This is a genomic window from Planctomycetota bacterium (assembly GCA_039182125.1).
Taxonomy (GTDB): domain Bacteria; phylum Planctomycetota; class Phycisphaerae; order Tepidisphaerales; family Tepidisphaeraceae; genus JBCDCH01.
Genome location: JBCDCH010000032.1, coordinates 1 through 19,588, shown reverse-complemented (window position 1 = coordinate 19,588; position 19,588 = coordinate 1). Strand labels below are relative to the sequence as shown.

17 protein-coding genes and 1 tRNA gene are annotated in these 19,588 nt (G+C 64.1%); 8 read left to right on the top strand and 10 right to left on the bottom strand.

The features are described 5' to 3' along the window. The first annotated feature begins 106 nt into the window (after positions 1-106). Complete coding sequence (locus tag AAGD32_10020; GenBank protein ID MEM8874582.1) at positions 107-1,117, top strand: homocysteine S-methyltransferase family protein; 1,011 nt, start codon at positions 107-109, stop codon at positions 1,115-1,117. A 5-nt stretch (positions 1,118-1,122) separates the two neighbouring features. Here AAGD32_10020 and AAGD32_10015 read toward each other — a convergent pair whose 3' ends face one another. The 4 genes from AAGD32_10015 to AAGD32_10000 all read right to left on the bottom strand — a co-directional run bounded on the left by AAGD32_10015 (position 1,123) and on the right by AAGD32_10000 (position 5,383). Further along, a complete protein-coding gene (locus AAGD32_10015; protein ID MEM8874581.1) occupies positions 1,123-1,740 on the bottom strand; it encodes a PEP-CTERM sorting domain-containing protein in 618 nt (205 codons plus the stop codon). Positions 1,741-1,787: 47 nt separating this feature from the next. Then, on the bottom strand, positions 1,788-2,714 hold the full coding sequence (locus AAGD32_10010) for a hypothetical protein (protein ID MEM8874580.1): 927 nt from the start codon (positions 2,712-2,714) through the stop codon (positions 1,788-1,790). Continuing rightward, positions 2,711-3,553 carry a PEP-CTERM sorting domain-containing protein gene (locus tag AAGD32_10005; GenBank protein MEM8874579.1) on the bottom strand — a complete coding sequence of 281 codons (843 nt, stop codon included), beginning with the start codon at positions 3,551-3,553 and terminating at the stop codon, positions 2,711-2,713. The genes AAGD32_10010 and AAGD32_10005 overlap by 4 nt, the downstream gene beginning before the upstream one ends. Positions 3,554-3,667: 114 nt before the next feature. Beyond that, positions 3,668-5,383, bottom strand: coding sequence for a cation:proton antiporter (locus AAGD32_10000; protein MEM8874578.1), 1,716 nt, complete (start codon positions 5,381-5,383; stop codon positions 3,668-3,670). A 126-nt stretch (positions 5,384-5,509) separates the two neighbouring features. Between AAGD32_10000 and AAGD32_09995 the strand changes: the two genes are divergently transcribed. The 3 genes from AAGD32_09995 (at position 5,510) to AAGD32_09985 (ending at position 9,530) form a co-directional block, all read left to right on the top strand. After that, a complete protein-coding gene (locus tag AAGD32_09995; protein ID MEM8874577.1) occupies positions 5,510-8,089 on the top strand; it encodes a vitamin B12 dependent-methionine synthase activation domain-containing protein in 2,580 nt (859 codons plus the stop codon). A gap of 91 nt (positions 8,090-8,180) precedes the next feature. Beyond that, on the top strand, positions 8,181-8,609 hold the full coding sequence (locus tag AAGD32_09990; GenBank protein MEM8874576.1) for a DUF4190 domain-containing protein: 429 nt from the start codon (positions 8,181-8,183) through the stop codon (positions 8,607-8,609). A 60-nt stretch (positions 8,610-8,669) separates the two neighbouring features. Then, positions 8,670-9,530 carry an inositol monophosphatase family protein gene (locus AAGD32_09985; protein ID MEM8874575.1) on the top strand — a complete coding sequence of 287 codons (861 nt, stop codon included), beginning with the start codon at positions 8,670-8,672 and terminating at the stop codon, positions 9,528-9,530. A gap of 19 nt (positions 9,531-9,549) precedes the next feature. Here AAGD32_09985 and AAGD32_09980 read toward each other — a convergent pair whose 3' ends face one another. Then, positions 9,550-9,981, bottom strand: a complete 432-nt coding sequence (locus tag AAGD32_09980; GenBank protein ID MEM8874574.1) for an NAD(P)-binding protein — start codon at positions 9,979-9,981, stop codon at positions 9,550-9,552. An 84-nt stretch (positions 9,982-10,065) separates the two neighbouring features. On the opposite strand from AAGD32_09980, the gene AAGD32_09975 reads away from it, so the two are divergent. Together AAGD32_09975 and AAGD32_09970 are read left to right on the top strand one after the other, a co-directional pair. Beyond that, a complete protein-coding gene (locus tag AAGD32_09975; GenBank protein ID MEM8874573.1) occupies positions 10,066-11,199 on the top strand; it encodes a TIGR00730 family Rossman fold protein in 1,134 nt (377 codons plus the stop codon). Between the two features lie 75 nt (positions 11,200-11,274). Beyond that, positions 11,275-11,345: transfer RNA gene (locus AAGD32_09970), tRNA-Gln, on the top strand. A gap of 20 nt (positions 11,346-11,365) precedes the next feature. Here AAGD32_09970 and AAGD32_09965 read toward each other — a convergent pair. The 5 genes from AAGD32_09965 to rfbD all read right to left on the bottom strand — a co-directional run bounded on the left by AAGD32_09965 (position 11,366) and on the right by rfbD (position 16,082). Then, entirely contained in the window at positions 11,366-12,778 is a 1,413-nt protein-coding gene (locus tag AAGD32_09965) for a trypsin-like peptidase domain-containing protein (GenBank protein MEM8874572.1), read from the bottom strand. Next, entirely contained in the window at positions 12,775-13,563 is a 789-nt protein-coding gene (locus AAGD32_09960) for a 3-methyl-2-oxobutanoate hydroxymethyltransferase (protein MEM8874571.1), read from the bottom strand. The genes AAGD32_09965 and AAGD32_09960 overlap by 4 nt, the downstream gene beginning before the upstream one ends. Positions 13,564-13,575: 12 nt before the next feature. Beyond that, positions 13,576-14,796: a pitrilysin family protein gene (locus AAGD32_09955; GenBank protein MEM8874570.1), complete on the bottom strand. Its 1,221-nt coding sequence runs from the start codon at positions 14,794-14,796 to the stop codon at positions 13,576-13,578. 104 nt (positions 14,797-14,900) lie between these two features. After that, entirely contained in the window at positions 14,901-15,191 is a 291-nt protein-coding gene (locus AAGD32_09950) for an HNH endonuclease signature motif containing protein (GenBank protein MEM8874569.1), read from the bottom strand. Between the two features lie 9 nt (positions 15,192-15,200). Then, entirely contained in the window at positions 15,201-16,082 is an 882-nt protein-coding gene (gene rfbD, locus AAGD32_09945) for a dTDP-4-dehydrorhamnose reductase (protein ID MEM8874568.1), read from the bottom strand. Positions 16,083-16,373: 291 nt separating this feature from the next. On the opposite strand from rfbD, the gene AAGD32_09940 reads away from it, so the two are divergent. Next, positions 16,374-18,593, top strand: coding sequence for a beta-carotene 15,15'-dioxygenase, Brp/Blh family (locus tag AAGD32_09940; GenBank protein MEM8874567.1), 2,220 nt, complete (start codon positions 16,374-16,376; stop codon positions 18,591-18,593). Beyond that, positions 18,554-19,486, top strand: coding sequence for a bacteriorhodopsin (locus AAGD32_09935; GenBank protein MEM8874566.1), 933 nt, complete (start codon positions 18,554-18,556; stop codon positions 19,484-19,486). The genes AAGD32_09940 and AAGD32_09935 overlap by 40 nt, the downstream gene beginning before the upstream one ends. Positions 19,487-19,588: the final 102 nt, after the last annotated feature.

Sequence of the window (19,588 nt, the reverse complement as noted above, 5' to 3'; positions counted from 1 at the left end):
CCGTGGGGCTGGCGTTCGTACAGGCCCGGAATCGACGCACGGTCGCATTCAAGGCCCTTTCATCCGTTCATCCGCATGGACGGATGGAAGGTGCTATACTGCCCGCATGACCGCGACGCTTCAGCAAGACACGCCGCTGCGACTCAAGCCCGGCCGCAAGCGCTTCCTCGACGTGCTCGCCGAGCGCGTGCTTGTCATGGACGGCGCGATGGGGTCGGCGCTTCAGGAGTTTGATCTTGATCTCGAGAAGGACTGGATGGGCCAGGAGAACATGAGCGAGGTACTCAACTTCTCCCGCCCGGACGTTATCAAGGACATCCACAAAGGCTTTCTCGAGATCGGCTGTGACGCGGTCGAGTCCAACACGTTCGGTGGCAACCGCATCGTGATGGCCGAGGCCGACATGGTCGACAAGGCGTACGAGGTGTCCAGGCTTGGTGCCGAGATCGCGCGCGACGCCTGCAACGAATACGAAACCGACGACTGCCCGCGCTTCGTCGTCGGCTCGATCGGCCCGGGCACTAAGCTCATCTCGCTGGGTAACTGCACGTGGGAAGAGATGGAGCAGTCGTACTACGAAAACGTGCTCGGCCTCATCGACGGCGGGGCGGACGTGCTGCTCATCGAGACGTGCCAAGATCTGCTGCAGATCAAGTGCTGCCTGTCGTCGATCGATCGCGCTTGCGAGGAGCGCGGGCTGACCGGTCTGCCGATCGAGGGCGGCGACCGGCCGCCGATCATGGTGCAGCTTTCCATGGACCTCAACGCCGGCCAGTCGATGCTCATGGGCAGCGATTCGCAGACGGCGTTGGCCGCGCTGCTGCCGTATGACCAGATCGACGTGTTGGGCCTGAACTGTGCCACCGGCCCGGTCGAACTGACCGAGCATATCCGCTACTTCAGCCGACATTGGCCGCGGTATATCTCGTGCCTGCCCAACGCCGGGATGCCGATCATGGTCGATGGCAAGAGCGAGTTCCCGCTCGGGCCGGCCGACTTCGCCAAGGGTCTGCTGCGATTCGTCGACGAGTTCGACATCAACATCGTCGGCGGTTGCTGCGGCACGAAAGTGCCGCACCTGAAAGCCGTGCTCGACGGTCTGGTCGAGCTCGGCTGAGTGGGTTAACGTCGGCGACGGATCAGTCCGAGACCTGCGGCCGCGAGAAGCCCCAGACTCGCTGGCTCTGGCACCGGCTGCGAGACGATGTTGTCGATCGAAAGGCCGTCCGTCTCTCCGGCAGCGACCGAGAGCGTGAACGAGGAAATTTCGGCCGAGCTGTTCACGCCGATGAACACCTCGTCGTCGGTGTCCGAAATGAGCGACTCCAGCGATACCGAACTTCCGAGAAAGTCCAACGTCGACTCACCGCTGAAGTCGATGTCATCGATGAGCAAGCCGAAGTTGGTGACCGGTTGGTCAAAGGTGAACGTCACGCTCGGGATGAAACCGCCGGTGTTATCGAGAAACAGGTCGAGCTCGAGGTTGGTCGAGCCGAAGAACTCGGTGTCGATTTCGTAGTCGGTTGCGAACGTGCTCGTTCCGTTCGCGGTGAGGCTGAAGCCATTGAAAGGCGTCGCGACGGTTTGGTCGAGCGGGCCGTCGACTTCGTCCTGGAAGTCTTCAACAACGGGGCTGGGGAGCGAACCGGTGAACGTCGCCTCGTCGGTCGAGAAGATGACGAACTGCCCGAAGGCCGGCACGGCAAACGCGATGGCGGCGAGCGCGGTAAGAGTCTGCATTTTCTGCATGGTCAATGTCCTTGCTGAGAGGGTCGGGATGCGAGTTGTTAGCGTCGGCGGCGTAGCGCGAGCAGGCCGATCGCGAGCGGACCAAGCACCGTCGGCTCGGGAATCAGTCCAGGGCCGGTGACCGTCGTCACGTATGACTGCGGCCCGCTGCTGGCGGCGAACTGGCTGGTGACAAAGAAGTAATCGGTGTCCTCGAAGAGCAGCGCTTCGATGATCGACTGACCGTCGGCCGCGCCGTTGCTCGCAAAGCCATTGCCCAGACCGAGGTCCAGCAGATTGGCCGTCGGGTCGGTCGGGTCGAAGCTGCCTTCGTACAGGAACGTGAATCCGTCGCCATCGCTGACGGTGCTGTCGAAGATGTAGCCGCCGGAGACTTCCGGGCTGAAAGGAACCACGTCGAAAAACGTCGGCCCGAGGCCGCTGACGCCGACGATCGAGAACGGGCGATCCCACTGCGGCCCGCTCGATACGTCGCTGGTCAACGTCGTCACCACGTCCGGCGCGTCGGTGAGCAGGTGATACGTCACATCGGTCAGTTGGCTTATGCCGGGGGTGTTGCCGGCGTCGAACCACTGGAAGCTGAACGACCCGGTGCCGACGGCATCGACAAATCCGTCCTGCACATCCGCGAACGGGTAGTCCGCGATGGACATCTCGCCGGCAATGGGCGGGCCTTCGTTGATGCCCCAGGCGATGGTCTGCCCGTCTGGGCTGACGACGTCGGCGGCAACTTCCATGGAGAACGGGAACGTTCCGCCGTCGAAGTCGCCGGAAAGCGGAAACCACTGTGCCGTGACGCCGACGCCGCTGATCGTCTCGGTCGCCGTGAACGGAACGTCGACCACGGACACGCTCGGCGCATCGATGGTGACATCCGCCCCCGGCGTGGAGGCGACAAGCCGCTGGGCCGCGAGGGCCGGTGTGGCGATCAGGGTGACGGCCGCGCAGGAGATGAGAACTTTCACGAAGTACTCCCGCGACGACGCAAGAGCCCGAGCCCTGCAACGGCGAGCAGCCCAAGCGTCGCCGGCTCGGGGATCGCGGAGACGAACAGTGCGTTCACGTCCTGATCGGTCGTGCCGCCGAAGCTGTCCTCGTCGAAGAACAACGTCGCGGTGTCTGCCACGGGGTCGTAGATGAAGATGTCGCCATCCTCGAAGGCCACGCTGCCGACGGTCTCGTCCGCCACCGTCGAGAGCGCGAAACGACCGTCATTGAGCAAATGGATGCCGTCGAGGTCCGCCAAAGGAAACAGGAAGATGTCCGATTCGGCGACCTCGACCGAAAGCGTGCTGGTCCCGGGCACGAAACGGAGAATGTCCCCGTCGCTGAAGTCCTCACTCCCAATGCTCGCGTCCGACTGAACGCTCAGGAGCAGGTCACCGTTCGGTGCCACGCTTACCGCATCGACGTCTTCGCTCGTTGAGGTGAAGACGCTGTCACTCGAAAACACCGTCGTGACTGCGAGTGTCGTCGGGTTGATCTCCACGATGTCGCCGTCGTCGAACGTGACGCCGTTGAAGCTGCCGTTGAACGCGGTCGACACGAGCACGTTGCCGTTGGGTAGAAGGTGAAACGCGTCGAGATCGCCCGCCTCGACGGAGAAGAAGCTCGTTCCGATGTCGGTGGCGATGTTGTAATCGATCGCGTCTTCATCGGTAAACGTGACACCGCCGAGTTCGTTATCGACGTTGCTCACGACACTGAGCGTCACCTGCTGGGCGTGGACCTGCTCGCTGCCAGCGAGTGTCCATGCCACGGCACATCCGGCCGCCAAAACGGCGGCATTCTTGCAAAACTTCATGTGGGTTCCTCGTTGCCTTTCTCTCCGCGACACACGTTTCCAGGGCGTATCGCTTGGGTTTGCGGTTGACGATTCGTTGTATCAGGACAGCGAACCGGGTCAAGTGTTTTCCAGTCAATCGGCCGGCTCGTCCGCATCTGATCGTGCCACGCCCAACGCGCGACGTGCCTCGACGGCGAGGCGTCGGCCGACCTGTTCCTCTTCGTCAACGACGACTTCAGCCCCGGCGAGCATGATCTCCCAGCGGGCCGCGTGATAACGGCTGCGGGCGATGATCATGACGTGCGGGCAAAGTTGACGTGCAACGTGAACGACCTGTCGCACGATCGCCGGGTCGGGCAGCGTGACGATGAACGCGGCCGCGTCTTGCAGGCCAGCGTGTTCGAGAACCTCGGCCTTGGTGGCGTCGCCGGACTGGAAGGACAAGCCGTACTGCTCGGCGGTCGAGCGGGCCTTGGGATTCAGGTCGAGCACGGTGATGCGATCGCTATACGCATTGATCAGGTCGCCGGCGACGAGCTGACCCGCGGGACCGAAGCCGGCGAGAATCACTTTCCGTTCAGACTCCGCGACCGGCTCGATGGGTTCGATCGACTCGTGTTCGTCCGACTGCCGGCGTCGCAGCTTCAACGCAAGCGTCGGGCCGAACTTCACCAGGTACGGCGTTGCGAACAACGTCACCACCGTCACGCTGACGATCAGCTTGAACGCCTGCTCGTCGATCAACGGCCCGCGCGCGATCTTTGCCAGCACGAACGAAAATTCACCCACCTGCGCGATCGCGAAGCCGGTGAGCGCGGCGGGGATCGGCGCTTGTTTGAGCAGCTTCGTCGGCAGGCTCAGTATGCCGAACACGACCGCCGCTTTCCCCACGAGCACCGCGAGCGTCGCCCCGGCAACCAAGTGGATGTTCGCGAAAGCCCACAGCGGGTCGGCCAGCATCCCGACCGCCGCGAAGAACAACGTGACCAGCGCCGTGCGGAGCGACGCGATGTCCGCCCGAACCTGTGTCGCGAACGGCGAGCCCGCCATCAACACCCCCGCGAGGAACGCCCCGATCGCCGGACTGATCTCGATGGTGTGCGCCGCGGCCGCGCTTCCGAACGCGAGCACCACCGCGAGCAGGATCGGAAACTCCCGGTTGCGTGCCCACTCCTTGAGGTTGAGCAGCTTGGGCACGACGAAGTTGAACAGCAGGAGAAACCCGCCGACAAGGATCGCCGCGAAGAGCAGCGTCTTACCGAGCGAAAACGCCATCTCGGTCGCGGTGCCTCCCAACGCGAGTGCGCTGACGGTGAGCGTGACGGGCAGCACCGCGACGTCCTGCACGAGAAGGATTCCCGTCGCGTTGCGGCCATGCGGGGCTTCGATCGTGGCGGTGTCGACGAGAAGCCGCAGGACCGTCGCCGTTGACGAGAGCGCGATCATGCACCCGATCGCCAGGGCGGCTTTCGGCGGGAGGCCGATGACACTCGTCGTGGCGAACACGACCGTCGCGGTGACGACGATTTGCAGTGTGCCGCCGAGCAGGGCGATCGAGCCGAGCTTTCGCAGCCGGGCGAAAGAGAACTCGAGCCCGATTGTGAACAGCAGCAGGGCCACGCCCATCTCCGCGATCAAATCCACGTCGCCCATGGAGCTGTCGCCGACGAGCCCGAGCATGTTCGGCCCGACCAACATCCCCGCCGCGAGGTACCCGACGATCGCCGACTGTTTGAAAAGCTCCGCAACCGTCCCCAACACCAACGCCGACCCGAGTAAAAGCAGAACGATGAACAGGACGTTCCAGCCGCTGACTTCACCGGCGGCAAGCATGAGGGGCAACGGCATGCGGCGAGGGTAGCGTGACGCCGCCGATCCCCAAGATCGCACTTGTTGGTTGTCCAGCCGGCCTGCATCCGTTCATCCGGCTGAACGGATGGATGCGGGACGGTTCGTCGGGTAGGATGCAGCGACATGTCTGCCAATCGCTACGCCATCGGTCGCGAGGTCACGCCGATCGACCAGTTCTCGTCGTTGACCCAGGCCGCCGACGCCAAGCCGCAGAACTCGTACCTCATCGTCGGCGAGCGCACCAACACCAACGGCTCCCGCCAGTTCAAGCGCCTGCTTCAGGAAGAGGACTGGGACGGCCTGGTGTCGATGGCCCGTGACGAGGTCAAGGGCGGGGCGATGATGATCGATGTCTGTGTCGACTTTGTCGGTCGTGACGGCGTGCGTGACATGCACGAGGTGGTGAGCCGGTACGTCCGACAGATCCCTGTCCCGTTGATGCTCGACTCGACCGACCCGGCGGTGATGGAGGCGGGCCTGAAGCTCGCCGGCGGGCGCTGCGCGATCAACTCGATGAACCTCGAGGAGGGCGAGGAGAAGCTCGCCGAGATCTGCAAGCTCGCCAAGAAGTACGGCGCGTCCGTCGTCGCCGGCTGCATCGACGAGGATCCGGAAAACGCGATGGGCCGGACCGAGCAGCGGAAGATCGACATCGCCCACCGCATCCGCGACCTCGCCGTCGAGAAGTACGGCCTGCGTGACTGCGACCTGATGTTCGACCCCCTCGTGCTGCCGATCTCCACCGGCATCGAGGAAGACCGTCGCAACGCCCTCGAAACCATCGCCGGCACCAAGCGGATCATGGCGGAGCTGCCCGAGTGCCAGACCGTCGTCGGCCTGTCCAACGTCGGCTTCGGTCTCAACCCGTACCCCCGGCAGGTGCTCAACTCCGTCTTCCTCCACGAGCTCCGCGAGGTCGGCCTGACCGGCGCGATCGCCCACGCCTCGAAGATTCTGCCGAAGAACAAGATCCCCGACGAGTTCTGGGATGCCGCGCTCGATGTCATGTATGACCGACGCGACAAGCACGAAGACCCGCTGACGAACTTCATCAGTGTCTTCCCAGAGGATGCCGGCGCTGACGTTGCGGCCGGGCCGTCGCTCGACGACTTGGCCGTCGACGAAGCGCTCAAGCAGCACATCATCGACGGCGAGAAGCGCGACCTGACCAAACGCCTCGACACCGCGATGGGTGAGGGCCATGCGCCGCTCGACATCATCAACAACATCCTCCTCAGCGGCATGAAAGTCGTCGGTGATCTCTTTGGCCGCGGCGAGATGCAGTTGCCGTTCGTGTTGCAAAGTGCCGAGACGATGAAGGCGGCGGTCGCCCACCTCGAGCCGCACATGGAAAAGGTCGAAGGCACCACCAAGGGCAGCATCGTCCTCGCCACCGTCAAGGGTGACGTCCACGACATTGGGAAGAACCTCGTCGACATCATCCTCACCAACAACGGCTACACGGTTCACAACATCGGCATCAAGCAGACCGTCGACGACATCCTCAAGAAGCAGAACGAACTCAAGGCCGACGCGATCGGGATGAGCGGGCTGCTCGTGAAGTCGGTCGCGGTGATGAAGGACAACCTCGGCGAGTTCAACCAGCGCAACGTCGACGTGCCCGTCCTGCTAGGCGGTGCGGCCCTGACCCGCGACTACGCCGAGGACGATCTCGCCACGCTCTACGGCGGTAAAGTCATGTACTGCAAGGACGCCTTCGACGGCCTGCACGTCATGGACGCCATCGCCGAGCACCGCCTCGACGCGATGTTCAACGAACAAGTCGACCGCGCTCAGAAGCGTAAGCAGCTCAAGGCCGGGGCGAAACAGCCACAGAGCAAGCAGGGCAAAACCGTTGATGTCGCCAAGGACAACCCGGTGCCGACCCCGCCGTTCTGGGGCAAGCGCACCGCGACTGACATCCCGCTGCCGACGATCTTCGGCTACGTCAACACCGTTGCGCTCTACGCCGGCCAGTGGGGCTTCAAGAAGAAGGGCCTGACCAACGAGCAGTACGAGGCGACCCTTGCCGACAAGGCCGACCCGGTCTTCGAGCAACTCAAACAACGCGCCCTCGCCGAAGGCTTCCTGCACCCCGGCGTGACATTCGGCTACTTTCCCGTGCAGTCCAAGGGCGATGACGTGATCGTCTACGACCCCGCCGACTTCGAGAAGGGCTCGCGTGAGCCGAAGGGCAAGCCGGTCGAGATCGCACGGTTCAACCTGCCGCGTCAGGACGGTCGGCGCAATCTGTGCATCGCCGACTTCTTCCGAAACACCGCGTCGGGTGAGTACGACGTGCTCGGCCTGCAGTGTGTCACCATGGGCCACGCGGTGAGCGAGATGACCGCCGAGCTGTTCAAGGACAACGCTTACCAGGACTACATGTACCTGCACGGCTTCGGCGTCGAATGCGCCGAGGGGTTGGCCGAGTTCTGGCACAAGCGCATGCGGGCCGAGCTCGGCTTCGCGTCCGAGGACGACTCGGACGTCCGCAAGCTCTTCCAGCAGAAGTACCGCGGCTCCCGCTACTCCTTCGGCTACCCCGCCTGCCCCAACCTCGAAGACCGCACCAAGGTCCTCGACCTGCTCGACCCCGATGCCATCGGCGTCACGCTCTCCGAGGAGTACATGCTCGTCCCCGAGCAGAGCACCGACGCCCTGGTCGTGCATCACCCGCAGGCAAAGTACTTCGACGTTTGACCGGGCTCAGTTCCGACGAATATGGGCACGGTGATCAAGTCTTGCGAACAACTTGCTTGCATTCACCGATCCGATCCGGCATAACGCACGTATGAGCCAGCCGCCACAAGATCAGGGGACCGCCGGACAGCCGATGAACTACCAGACGCAGGGCCCGGGCAAGCCCAAGGGCATGGCGATCACCGCCATGGTTCTGGGCATCTGTGCGTTTGTGCCGGGGTGTTGCATTCCGTATCTCAACTGGGTCATCGCGCCGATCTGTGCGTTGCTCGCGATCATCTTCGGCACCGTCGCGCTCAAGGCCGTCGCCCGCGGCGAGGCCGATGGGGGCGGCATGGCCAAGACCGGCTTGATCCTCGGCATTATCAACCTCGCGCTGATCGTCATCGGCATCATCCTCGTGGTGATCGTCGGCGTGTCGGTGTGGAACTCCGATGGCTTCCAGCAAGCGCTCGAAGAGGCCGAAGCCGCTTCCCAGAACGATGGCGAGTTCCAGTTCGACTTCGAGTCCGCGGAGTGAGCGGCCCGTGCTTCGCGGATGGGCTATGCTCTTAGTCCCGCAGTCGCGGGGCCTACCGCCATGTCCGACCAGATGCCCGAGGGAAGTCCGTTTGCCGTCGATCTTGAAATTGCCATCGCCGCTGCCCGGGAGGCCGGGGCCCGTGTGGCCGAGCATGCGTGTGACGGCGTGAAGCGGCTGACCAAGACTCACGAAGCCACGACCGACGAAGCCGTCACGATCGCCGATCGCGAGGCACAGGCCATCGTCGTCGCGACACTCCGCAAGCATTTCCCGACCGACGGCATCATCGGCGAAGAGTCCGAAGACGGCTCGGCGATCACTGCCGACATCAACGACCCCGCCGGGCGTAACTGGGTCATCGATCCGATCGACGGCACCAACAACTTCATCGCCGGCCTGGGCAACTATGCCGTGTGCATCGGTCTGCTCGTCGATGGCGAACCGGTCGTCGGCGTGGTGTTCGACGTGTCCCGCGATCGTCTGTACGCCGGGGCCAAGGGTTCGGCCGTCATGGTCAACGGTGAGCCGATCGATCTGTGTTGCGAGGACGTCAGCAAGGCGAGCGTGCTGATGATGACGAGCAACCTGCTCGATCGCCACGGCAAAGCCCCCGGCTGGGCGACGACGTTCCTGAGCCAGACCGACTTGAAGGTCCGCATCCTCGGCACCGCCGCGCTGGAGGCAACGATGGTCGCGGCCGGCACCGCGCAAGCCGCCATCACCGTCAACGGCAAGCTCTGGGATGCCGTCGCGCCGTGCGCACTGGTGTTGGCCAATGGCGGGCGCGTCACCGACTTCGTCGGCAACGACGTGTTTCCGTACGACGTCACCGACTACCGCGGCGCGAAGGTGCCGTTCCTCGCGGCGACCACGCAAGCGCTTCCGGTCATCCTCGAGCACATGCGTCGAAACCCCTGAGCAGCGGGGCAGCGTTTCGTCACTTCACCGCTTGCTTGACCAAGTCGCCCATCGCCGCGGCGATGACCTGCTCGGCGATGACCACGTCCGTCGCGCCGCGGCGTCGGGCTTCGTAGGCGCTGCTCGTAAAGTACGTCCGGGCCACGATACGAATGTCCGGCTTGGCCTGATGAACGGTGTCGATGCACCGCATCACGCTCGCCTCGTCGGGCAGGGCGATCACGACCAAGTCGGCCGACTCGAGCCCCGCGTCACGCATCGTGTCGAGCTCGGTCGCATCGCCGAGGCGTATGTCCATGCCCGACTTGCACCGCTCCACCGTGACGGCGTTACGCTCGATCACCGAAACTTCCCAGCCGGCCAGACACAGCGCTTCATGAGCCATCCGTCCCGGCACGCCGAAGCCGGCGATGATGGCGTGTTTCGGGTTGGCGTGCTCCTCCGACTGCATGGGGCCATCGTAAGCGTTTGGGCCCACATGCAACCTTCACACGCCGGCTTTCATCGGTGATCCGGTCGGGCCTATCCTTCCTGAATGCAGTCACGCAAGCACGATCGATCCGATGCCCAGTCGCAGAAGCGACGCAACACCGTCACTCGCGCCAACGCGGAGGCGACTCAAGAGACCATCGAGCGGAACCAGCCGGTACGCGACGAGGACTTGGCCAAGGCTCGCGGACTGGTCGACGAACTCGTGGCCGAGTTGGCTGACTTGAACAACGGCGACCTCGTCGGCGACGTGATGAAAAGCGCGCTCAAGCTGTTGCGGGACCAAACCAACCGTGGCGACATCAAACTCATCGACAAATCGTTCAAGGAACTCCGCTACGCCCTGAGGGTTTTCGGACCCTACCGCGACACACGCAAGGTCAGCATTTTCGGCTCGGCCCGCACGCCCGAAGGGCATCCGGATTACGAAACTGCGGCACAGTTCGGCAGGGCGATGGCGTCGGCGGGATGGATGATCATCACCGGCGCCGGCGGCGGCATCATGGAGGCCGGCCATGTCGGGGCCGACACCGACGCCTCCTTCGGGCTCAACATCTCCCTGCCCTTCGAGCAGTCGGCCAACACCGTCATCGACGGCGACACCAAGCTCGTCGACTTCAAGTACTTCTTCACCCGCAAGCTGATGTTCATGCGCACGAGCCATGCGGTGGTGCTCTGCCCGGGCGGGTTCGGCACCATGGACGAAGGCTTCGAAGCACTCACGCTGGTGCAGACGGGCAAGAGCGTGCCGGTGCCGATCGTGATGCTCGAGAAACCGGGCGGTTCGTACTGGAAAGCCTGGGACGAGTACGTCCGGGATCACTTGCTCGCCGGCGGACTGATCAGCCCCGAAGACCTGCACCTTTACAAGATCGCCGTCAACGTCGAAGAGGCGGTCGACGAGTGCAAGGCGTTTTACAAGAACTACCACTCGCTGCGTTACACGCGCAACCGGTTGCTCCTACGTCTGCAGCACAAGCCGACCGATGCCCAACTCGATGAGATCGCCGAGACGTTTGCCGACATCGCGGTGGAGCAGAACTGGCGTGTGAGCGGCCCGCTGCGGCTCGAACGCAACGAGCCGGACCTTCGTCACCTGACCCGTCTGTCGTTCACCTTCAACCGCAAGGATCACGGCCGATTACGGCAACTGATCAATCGTCTCAACGGTTTGGTTTGAGCAGAAGTTCAAGACCGAGTTGCTTTTGCCGAAGCGTTGGATCACGTTCGGACGATGCCTAGAGTCTTGCCGCACTGGCCCTTGGTGTAACGGTAGCACGAAGGTTTCTGGTACCTTTAGTCGGGGTTCGAATCCCTGAGGGCCAATCCCCCCAAAGCATTTTGCTTCACGGTCGGATCGTCACGATCCGCTCGCTGGTGGGTGTGGCGACGGTGAGGTTGATGCTCTCGCCGGGCGCTATGTCCGCGAGGCGACCGAGTAGCTCGTCAGGCGTGTCGATTTCGATCCCGTTGATTTCGAGGATGGCGTCACCGGGCCGAAGGCCGGCTCGTGCGGCAGGGCTCGCATTGCGGACCGCACCGACGACGATCCGGCGGTTTGGCACATTGGGCAATGCCGCCGGGTCCGCCAAAACGAACCCGAGCATTTGCGGGCTCAACGCACGGCTCGGCACCGGCGGGGCGGCAAAGCTGAGCATGTCCGTCGGCAACTCGCCGAGCGTGACCCGTACTTCGATCGGTTGCTCGTCGCGGACGACTTCGAGCGTCACCGCAGTGCCCGGCGACATCGAGGCAATGAGGTTGCGCAGGTCTTGATCTTCGAAAATGGTCTCGCCGTTGACGGCCGTGACGATGTCGCCGGCTTCGAGGGCGGCGGCGGCGGGGGTGTTGGCGTAGACGGTGCGGATGAAGGCACCGTTGATCGGGGCGGCGTCGATGGTTACGCCGAGCCAGCCGCGTCGGACGCGGCCGATGTCTTTGAGTTGCTCGACGATCGGGCGCGCCATCGACTCGGGGATGGCAAAGCCGATGCCGTCGAACCCGCCGGACCGCGAGGCGATGGCGGTGTTGATGCCGACGACTCGGCCGGTGAGATCCACCAACGGCCCGCCGGAGTTCCCCGGGTTGATCGCCGCGTCGGTCTGGATGAAATCCTCGTAACTTCCACGGCCCAGCACACCGGCCCGACCACGGCGGCGGTCTAGCGTGTTGCGGCCGAGTTCGCTGACGATGCCGGCCGTCATCGACCCGACGTAGCCGAACGGCGAACCGAACGCGACAACCCAGTCGCCCTTGCCCAGCCGTTCGCTCTCGCCCCAGTCCGCCGCTATCAGGCGCGGCGCGGAGATTTCGATCACGGCGAGGTCGGTCGGCGGGTCCGTGCCGATGACCTGGGCGTCGGGGCTGGTGAACTCCCGACCGTCGGCGAGCGTGACGACGATGCCGGTGGCGTTGGCGACGACGTGGTTGTTGGTCACGATCCAACCGCGGCCGCCGTCGACCTCGATGATCACGCCCGAGCCGTTGCCGACCTCGACCGGGCCACCGCCGGGGATCGGCGCGGATCGCTGGGTGATGATGTCGACGACGCTCGGCTCGATGGCGGTCGAGACGTCACGGAACACGATCGAAAGGTCACCGATGCTCGCGAGACGATCGCGGGCCTGATTTGCATCGGCCAGGGCCTGGCGATAAACGCGGACGTCGAGCAACCAGAGTGTCGCGAGCACGATGGCCGCGCCCACGACAAAGCCGCTCACGAGGATCAACGTACGTCGGGCCGCGGTCCACCAGGTCATTGCTGCTCCCCGTAAATGTGCTCGCCGGCCGGATAGTCGCCGGATTCGACGGCGAGCCGCCAACGGTTCACCGTCGCCATCGTCGCGGCGCGAACGTCACTTTCCTCAATGTCGAAGCGCGGTACGAACTTCGGCGGCTTGGCGGTGAGGCCGAGCAGATCGTGAAGCACCACGACATACGACGTGCAGCCCGGCCCGGCACCGCAGCCGATGACCGGGACGTCCACCGCGTCGAGTACCGCATCGGTCGCGGCCGTGGTGGTGGCTTCAAGCAGGACGCCGACCGCACCGCTGTCGACGCAGTTCTCGGCATCCGCGGCCAGCGCGGCGATCTCGGCGTCGGTCCGGCCACGATAGCGGTAGCCGCCGTCGCGCATCACCGTTTGCGGCGTCAGGCCCAGGTGCGCGAAGACGGCCACGCCGTGGTCGGCGAGCGTTGAAACGACGTCCAAGTGCTTCGCGGCCGCTTCGAGTTTGACCGCGTCGCAGTCGGTCGCCTTCACGGCATCGAGCACGTCCTGGGCAGTCGCCGCGAAAGCGACGTCGAGCATGACGAAGGCGTCGGGATTGCCGCGTCGCGCGGCGTTGGCCATGTCGCTGAGCGTTGCTTGCTGGATCGGGAGCGTGGTGCGGTGCCCGTGGAGAACGTTGGCCGCGGAGTCGCCGATGAGCAGCTGGTCGACACCGGCCTCGCCGAGCAACGCGGCGTAGGTCGCGTCGTAACAGGTGAGCATCGGCACGCACGCGCCGTCTCGCCGGGCCTGTTGGAGGGTCCGCAGTGACATCACGCCATGGTATCACGGCCGCAGCGCCACCGCCGTCATCGGCGTAAGCGGAAACTCCTCGAGCACCGCGTGCAGGTCGTCGAGCGTCAGCGCCTGCACCGTCTGCATGTCGTCCTCGAGGCTTCGGTACTGTTCGTTGTAGAGCCAAGTCGCGCCGAGGCTGCGCATGCGGCCCATGATCGACTCGCCGTGGAGCGTGAGGCTGCCGGCGATCTTGTTCTTGGCGCGTTGAAGTTCGTCGTTAGTGATGTCGCCGCGCGCGTCCGCGAGGACTTTGCGGGCCAGGTCGAACGCCTCGCCGTCGCGGTCGGGGGCGGTGGTGAGCGAGAGGTAGAAGCTGCCGACGCCGTCGTGGGGGTAGCTGCCGAAGTCGGCCTCCTCGGCGATGGCCGGATCGACCAGCGCCCAGTACAGCCGCGAGCCTTCGTCGTCGCCGAGGATGTCGCTGAGCACCCGGGCGGCGAAACGGGCGTCGTCTTGCTGCGTCGGGCCGGCGGTCAGGGCCATCGTATAGCTGCGGTTGAGCTTCTCGTCCGTCACGACCACCCGGCGATCCTCGGCGGCGTTCGACGATGCCTCCCGCATGTCCGGAAACACCCGTGGCCAGTGTCCGTACAACCGCTCGGCCTCGGCGACGATGTGGTCGAAGTCGAATGCGCCCGCCACGCTCAGCACCATGTTGCCCGGGCCGTATCGGCTGTCGAAGTAGCCCTTCATCTGATCCCGCGTCAGTGCCTCGATGCGCTCGGCGGGTCCGAGGATGCTCATGCCCAGCGGGTGCTGCCCGAAGTGCTCGGCCATAACGCGTTCGTAGAGGCGATGACCCGGGTCGTCCTGATACATCGCGATTTCTTCGAGGATGACGTTCTTCTCGGTCGTGAAGTCATCGTCGCGTAGCGACGGACGAAGCAGGTGCCCGAGCATGTCGAGCGCCTGGTCGGTGAACTTCGGCAGCACTTGCGCGTAGTACGCGGTCATCTCCTGGCTGGTGAACGCGTTGTAGCGTGCGCCGATCTCGTCGAAGATGCGATTGACGTCCTCCCAGCCGAGCGTGTCGTCGCCCTTGAACATCATGTGCTCGAGGAAGTGGGAGACGCCGTTGATATCGGGTGACTCGTCGCGCGAGCCGGTCTTGACGAACAGGCCGGCGGCGACGGAGTGGGCCGAGGGATTGTGCTCGGCGAGGATCTGCAGTCCATTGGGCAGCGTGTGTGCGTGGAACGAGAGCGACATAGGCGGGATGGTACGGCGGTGCGAACCGCGTTGCGGAGCAACGCAGCTGCGCGTACTGATTCATGTATCGCAGTGCGCCGAGCTGCGTTGCTCCGCAACGCGGTTCAGCGGCGGCGACGCCGAATGGTGCGGACGGTGATGTTCCGTTCGGGCTTCTGTTTGCGGATGAACGCGAGGAACGGTTGGAGCTTCTCCGCCGTGCGCAGGGCCTGGATGTCGGCGTAGTCGGCCGCGAGTTGCTTGTTGGTGAACGTCGCGTGTATCTGCTTGTGGCACGGCTTGCACGTCGGCACGCGTTCCTCTGGACCGCCACCGCGCGACTTGGGGCGCAGGTGATGGAGCGTGATCATCTTCTTCGGCACGGTTCGGCCGCATAGTTCGCAGCGATCGTCCATTCGGGGACTTTACGGTTCGCCGCCGGTGACGTCGCGGAAGTCTTGGAGGGCTTCGCGCCAAGGACGCATGTGCTTCCCGGTGGCGGATTCATAGGCGGACAGGTCGAGCACGCTGTAGCCGGGGCGATGGGCGGCGTCGGGTTTGTCGGCGGCGTACTCGGCGGCGGTAGTCGGCGTGAGATCGGCTTCGACATTGAACACGTCGAAGGTGGCCGCGGCGAAATCGTGCCAGTTGGTCTCGCCGGCGTTGGTCGCGTGAAAGATGCCTTCCGCGTCGGCGTCGACGAGGTTGAGCAAGGCTTCGGCGAGGTCGTAGGTGAACGTCGGCGTGCCGCGCTGGTCGTTGATGACCTTCAGTGAAACACCCTTGCGTGCAAGGGTCACCATCGTCTTCGGAAAACTCGGGCCGTTGGGTCCGTAGAGCCAAGCCGTGCGGACGATGCACCAGCCGGGCGGGCTTTGTTTTTGCAGTGCCTGTTCCCCGAGCAGTTTGCTCCGACCGTAAGCGCTGACCGGTCCGACGGGATGATCGACCTTGTACGGCTCGGTCGCGGTACCGTCGAAGACGTAGTCGGTCGATACGTGAACGAGCTTGGCGTCGGAACGCTTCGCCGCGTAGGCGATGTTGCCCACCGCTTCGCCGTTGACCATGTTGGCGACGGCCGGCTCCTGCTCGGCTTTGTCGACGGCGGTGTATGCGGCGCAGTTGAAGACAACGGCGGGACGGACTCGATCAAACAACGCGTCGACGGCGGTGCGGTCGGTCAGGTCGGTGTCCTCGCGGTCGACGCTGGTGCAGGTGAGCCGACGCCGGGAGAGGGCGCGCTTGAGGGCGTAGGCGAGCATGCCATTACCGCCGAGGACGAGGATGGGTGTGTCCGGGCCGAGCATCTGTTCATGATTATCGGCGTTCGATCTCACGGACTGAAGCCTGCCTTCATGCAGCACTCGATGTCGTCACCCGTCCTGTCCGAAGTCTTTCATTTGTTCCGTGAAGACATGACTTTCGAAAGCAGCGTTCATCCGCGAATGGCGTGGAACAACGTGATTTTCTGATGAAACGAAAGTCGATTGTTTCGGCATTGTTGATCACTTTCCCGGCCTCGTACAACACGTCGGACGGCCGAGGTTCGGTCGCGTCGTTGCTGCTGCCGCACTTACTGCGGTCAAGGAAAGGCTTTCATGAATCACGGCCCGAGTCATGAATCGAGCGTGTTGATCCTCGGCGGAGGATGCGCCGGGTTGAGCCTCGCTTGGAGGCTGCTCGATCAAGACACCGGGCCCATCACGATCGTCGAGCCGCGGACGATTTACACACGAGACCGGACGTGGTGCTTCTGGTTGCCGGACGAAACACGCCGCGACGTTCCGCGAGCCGTGTTGAATGTCATCCAGGATCGTTGGGACCGTTGGCGTGTTGTGGATCGCGACGGACGTGTGGTCGAGCGATCCATGAACGGGCTGGCGTACTGCTGTCTGCCGGCCGACCGGTTCTACGACTTGATGCTGACGCGGTTGCAAAAGAGTAACCGCGTCAGTTTTTTGCATGCCCAAGCCGTCGGACCGAGCGATGCGACCGGCGTGATGATCGAGACACCGACTGGTGAGCGCCGGCGTGTGTCGGGCGATGTTGTGGTCGATACCAGGCCACCGACGAACTACGACCCGCACGGGTTCGCGCGGGTTGCGGTCGAGCGAGGGGAGGTCGTGCAACAATTCGCCGGGGCGGATTACGAGAACATCGACGGATCTGATGCCGACGGCGGCTGCGCCACGTTGATGGACTTCGAGGCGGTCGAACAGTCGGGCGAAAGCCCGTGTGTGGAGTTTCTTTACGTGTTGCCGCAAGGGCGGGGCAGGGCTCTCGTGGAGTGGACGGGCATGCTCGCCGAGCCTGTGTCGGCAACGGAGGGTTGGGCACGGCTGGACGCGGCGGTCGCGCGGTCGATGCCGGGCTGGCGTCGGTTGCCCGAGGGCCATTGCGAATCCGGTACGCTGCCGATGTCGCCGTCCAGCGACCGTGTGTCGAGCAATGACGGCGTGATCCGTCTCGGCGTCGCCGGCGGGGCGTGTAGGCCCTCGACCGGCTACGCGTTTCTGCAGATTCAGCGTCAGGCCAAGGCGATCGCCGAGCAACTTGCGGGGCAACGAACGGCAACAGCCGTCCCCCGCCGTCCTGCGGCGATTCGCTATCTGGATGCGGTGTTTCTGCGTCGCATGCGTCGTGAGCCGGCCAGTTTCCCGAAAGTGTTCGCGGACCTGTTCGCACGGACTCGGCCTGACCGGCTCGCGCGGTTTTTGAGTGACGTGCCGCAGCTGTCGGATTGCCTGGCCGTCATCGCCGCGATGCCGAAGTTTCCGTTTGCACACGAGGCGATCGTCGGTGGTCTGGCCGAGCGGTTTCCGCCGCGTGATGCGTGGCAGTCACATCGCAGGATTGCGGTCGCTGCGACGCTGGTCCTGGCCGTACTCGCCGCTGTCGCAACACTGCCGGTCACGTTGCAGGTGGTCCTTCTTGTGCTTGCGGCCTCGGTCGGCATGGCACACGGTGCGACCGACGTTTGGCTCGGACGCGATCTTTTGGGTGATGACCGTGCCGGGCGGTTGCGCTTCGGTGGCGGATACCTGGCGCTGACGTTGGTCGCGCTTGCGTTGTACGTGCTGGCTCCGTCGGTGTGGCATTGGGCGTTCTTCGTTCTGGCTTGGCTGCACTTCGGGTTCGGCGAACTTCCCGCGTTACTTCCGCGTGGACCCGGTGAGTTCGCGGTGTCGGCCGTGCGTGGGGCGATGCCATTGACGTTGCCGGCGCTGTTGCACCCTGACGCGGTGACCTGGGCACTGACGGTACTGGTCGGCGCGGCATCGGCGAGCAGCATGACGATGGTCCTCGCAACGCTGGGCTTGCCGACGCTCATCGCGGCTCTCATGCTGGTGATGGCTTCGCTCGTCATGCGTCGATGGTGGTCGGCGCTTGAGCTCGCAGTCGTCACATTCGCATTGATCATGCCGCCACCGCTGATCGCGTTTGCGATCTACTTTGCCGTCTGGCACTCCGCCCGGCACTTGCTCAGCGATGTCGTCGATGCGCCTGCGGCGGTCTGCAGAGAAAGTCGTCCGTGGTCGCCGGTGGTGGCGGCGACGCTCGCGCCGATCGTCATCGCGGCGATCGTCGGTTTTGCCATATCGAACATTCAGTCGGTAACCGCGACCTCTTCGGCGGTGCGCGTCGCGTTCGTCACGCTCGGTTGCCTGACTTTCCCGCACATGATCCTTGTCGCCGTCGTGGCGACACGAACTCGATCTTTCAACTCTCCACCCCCACCCCAACCGGCCGCTTCGGCCAGGAGTCATTTGTCATGGTCATGGAGAACTACATCGTCTTCGCCCCGTGGGCGCAGCTAACCATCGCGCACGTTCTGTCCCTCGGGGCCGCGTGTATGTTCGCGGGCCTGCTTTACTTCATCGTGACGGCCAAGCAGATCGCGCCGAAGTATCGCATCGCCAACTGGCTCGGTGCCGTGGTCATGGTGTCGGCCGCTTTGGAACTTGGTAACCAGTACATCGTCTGGAAGAGCACCATGAGCGGTGTCGAGTCGGCCACCGGCGGCACCGTCTTCGGGGCGCTCACGGGCACGGCCTTTTCCAACGGCTATCGCTACGTGAACTGGTCGATCGACGTGCCGGTGCTGCTCGCGCAGTTCGTGGTGGTCTTCGGCCTGGTCGGCAAGAAGTTCTGGTCGCCGGTCATCCAGTTCACCATCGCAGGTTTGCTGATGATCTACACCGGCTACATCGGCCAGTACTTCGAAGCAGTTCCGACCGATGCGGCAAGCAATCTCGCGGCCATCGCCGCCGCCGACCCGAGCGTGCTCACACCAGGCAACACCGTTGGAAGCGTCGGCCAGCCGTGGCCGTACTGGTTGTGGTTCGTGGTGTCCTGCGTGTTCTACGCGTGGATCCTCGTACTGGTGCTCAAGGTCGGGCTCTCGGCCGACAACCTCTCCAAGCTGCCGCCGGTCGCGCGGACGTGGATGAAGGCCGTCGTCTGGACGCTGGTCGGTTCGTGGATGCTGTACCTCGTCGGCTACCTGATGCCGGCCGTGAGCATCTCGCAGGAGTCGGCGGTCATCCGTCAAGGTGCCTACACCGTGGCCGACGTCGTGTCGAAGGTGATCTACGGCATCATGATCGGTTACGTCGCGGTGTTGCGTTCCAACGCGGAGGGCTACAGCGAGGCGAGCCTCAACCGTCTCGGTTTCGACGACGCGCATCAGCCCGTCGCCGCTAACAGTTAGACAGCGACCGTCGGATGGAAGCATCCGTTCAGAAAAGCAAGGCGGGCGACACGATGTGTCGCCCGCCGTGCTGGTCGTATGCAACGTCGATCCCCGGCCGGC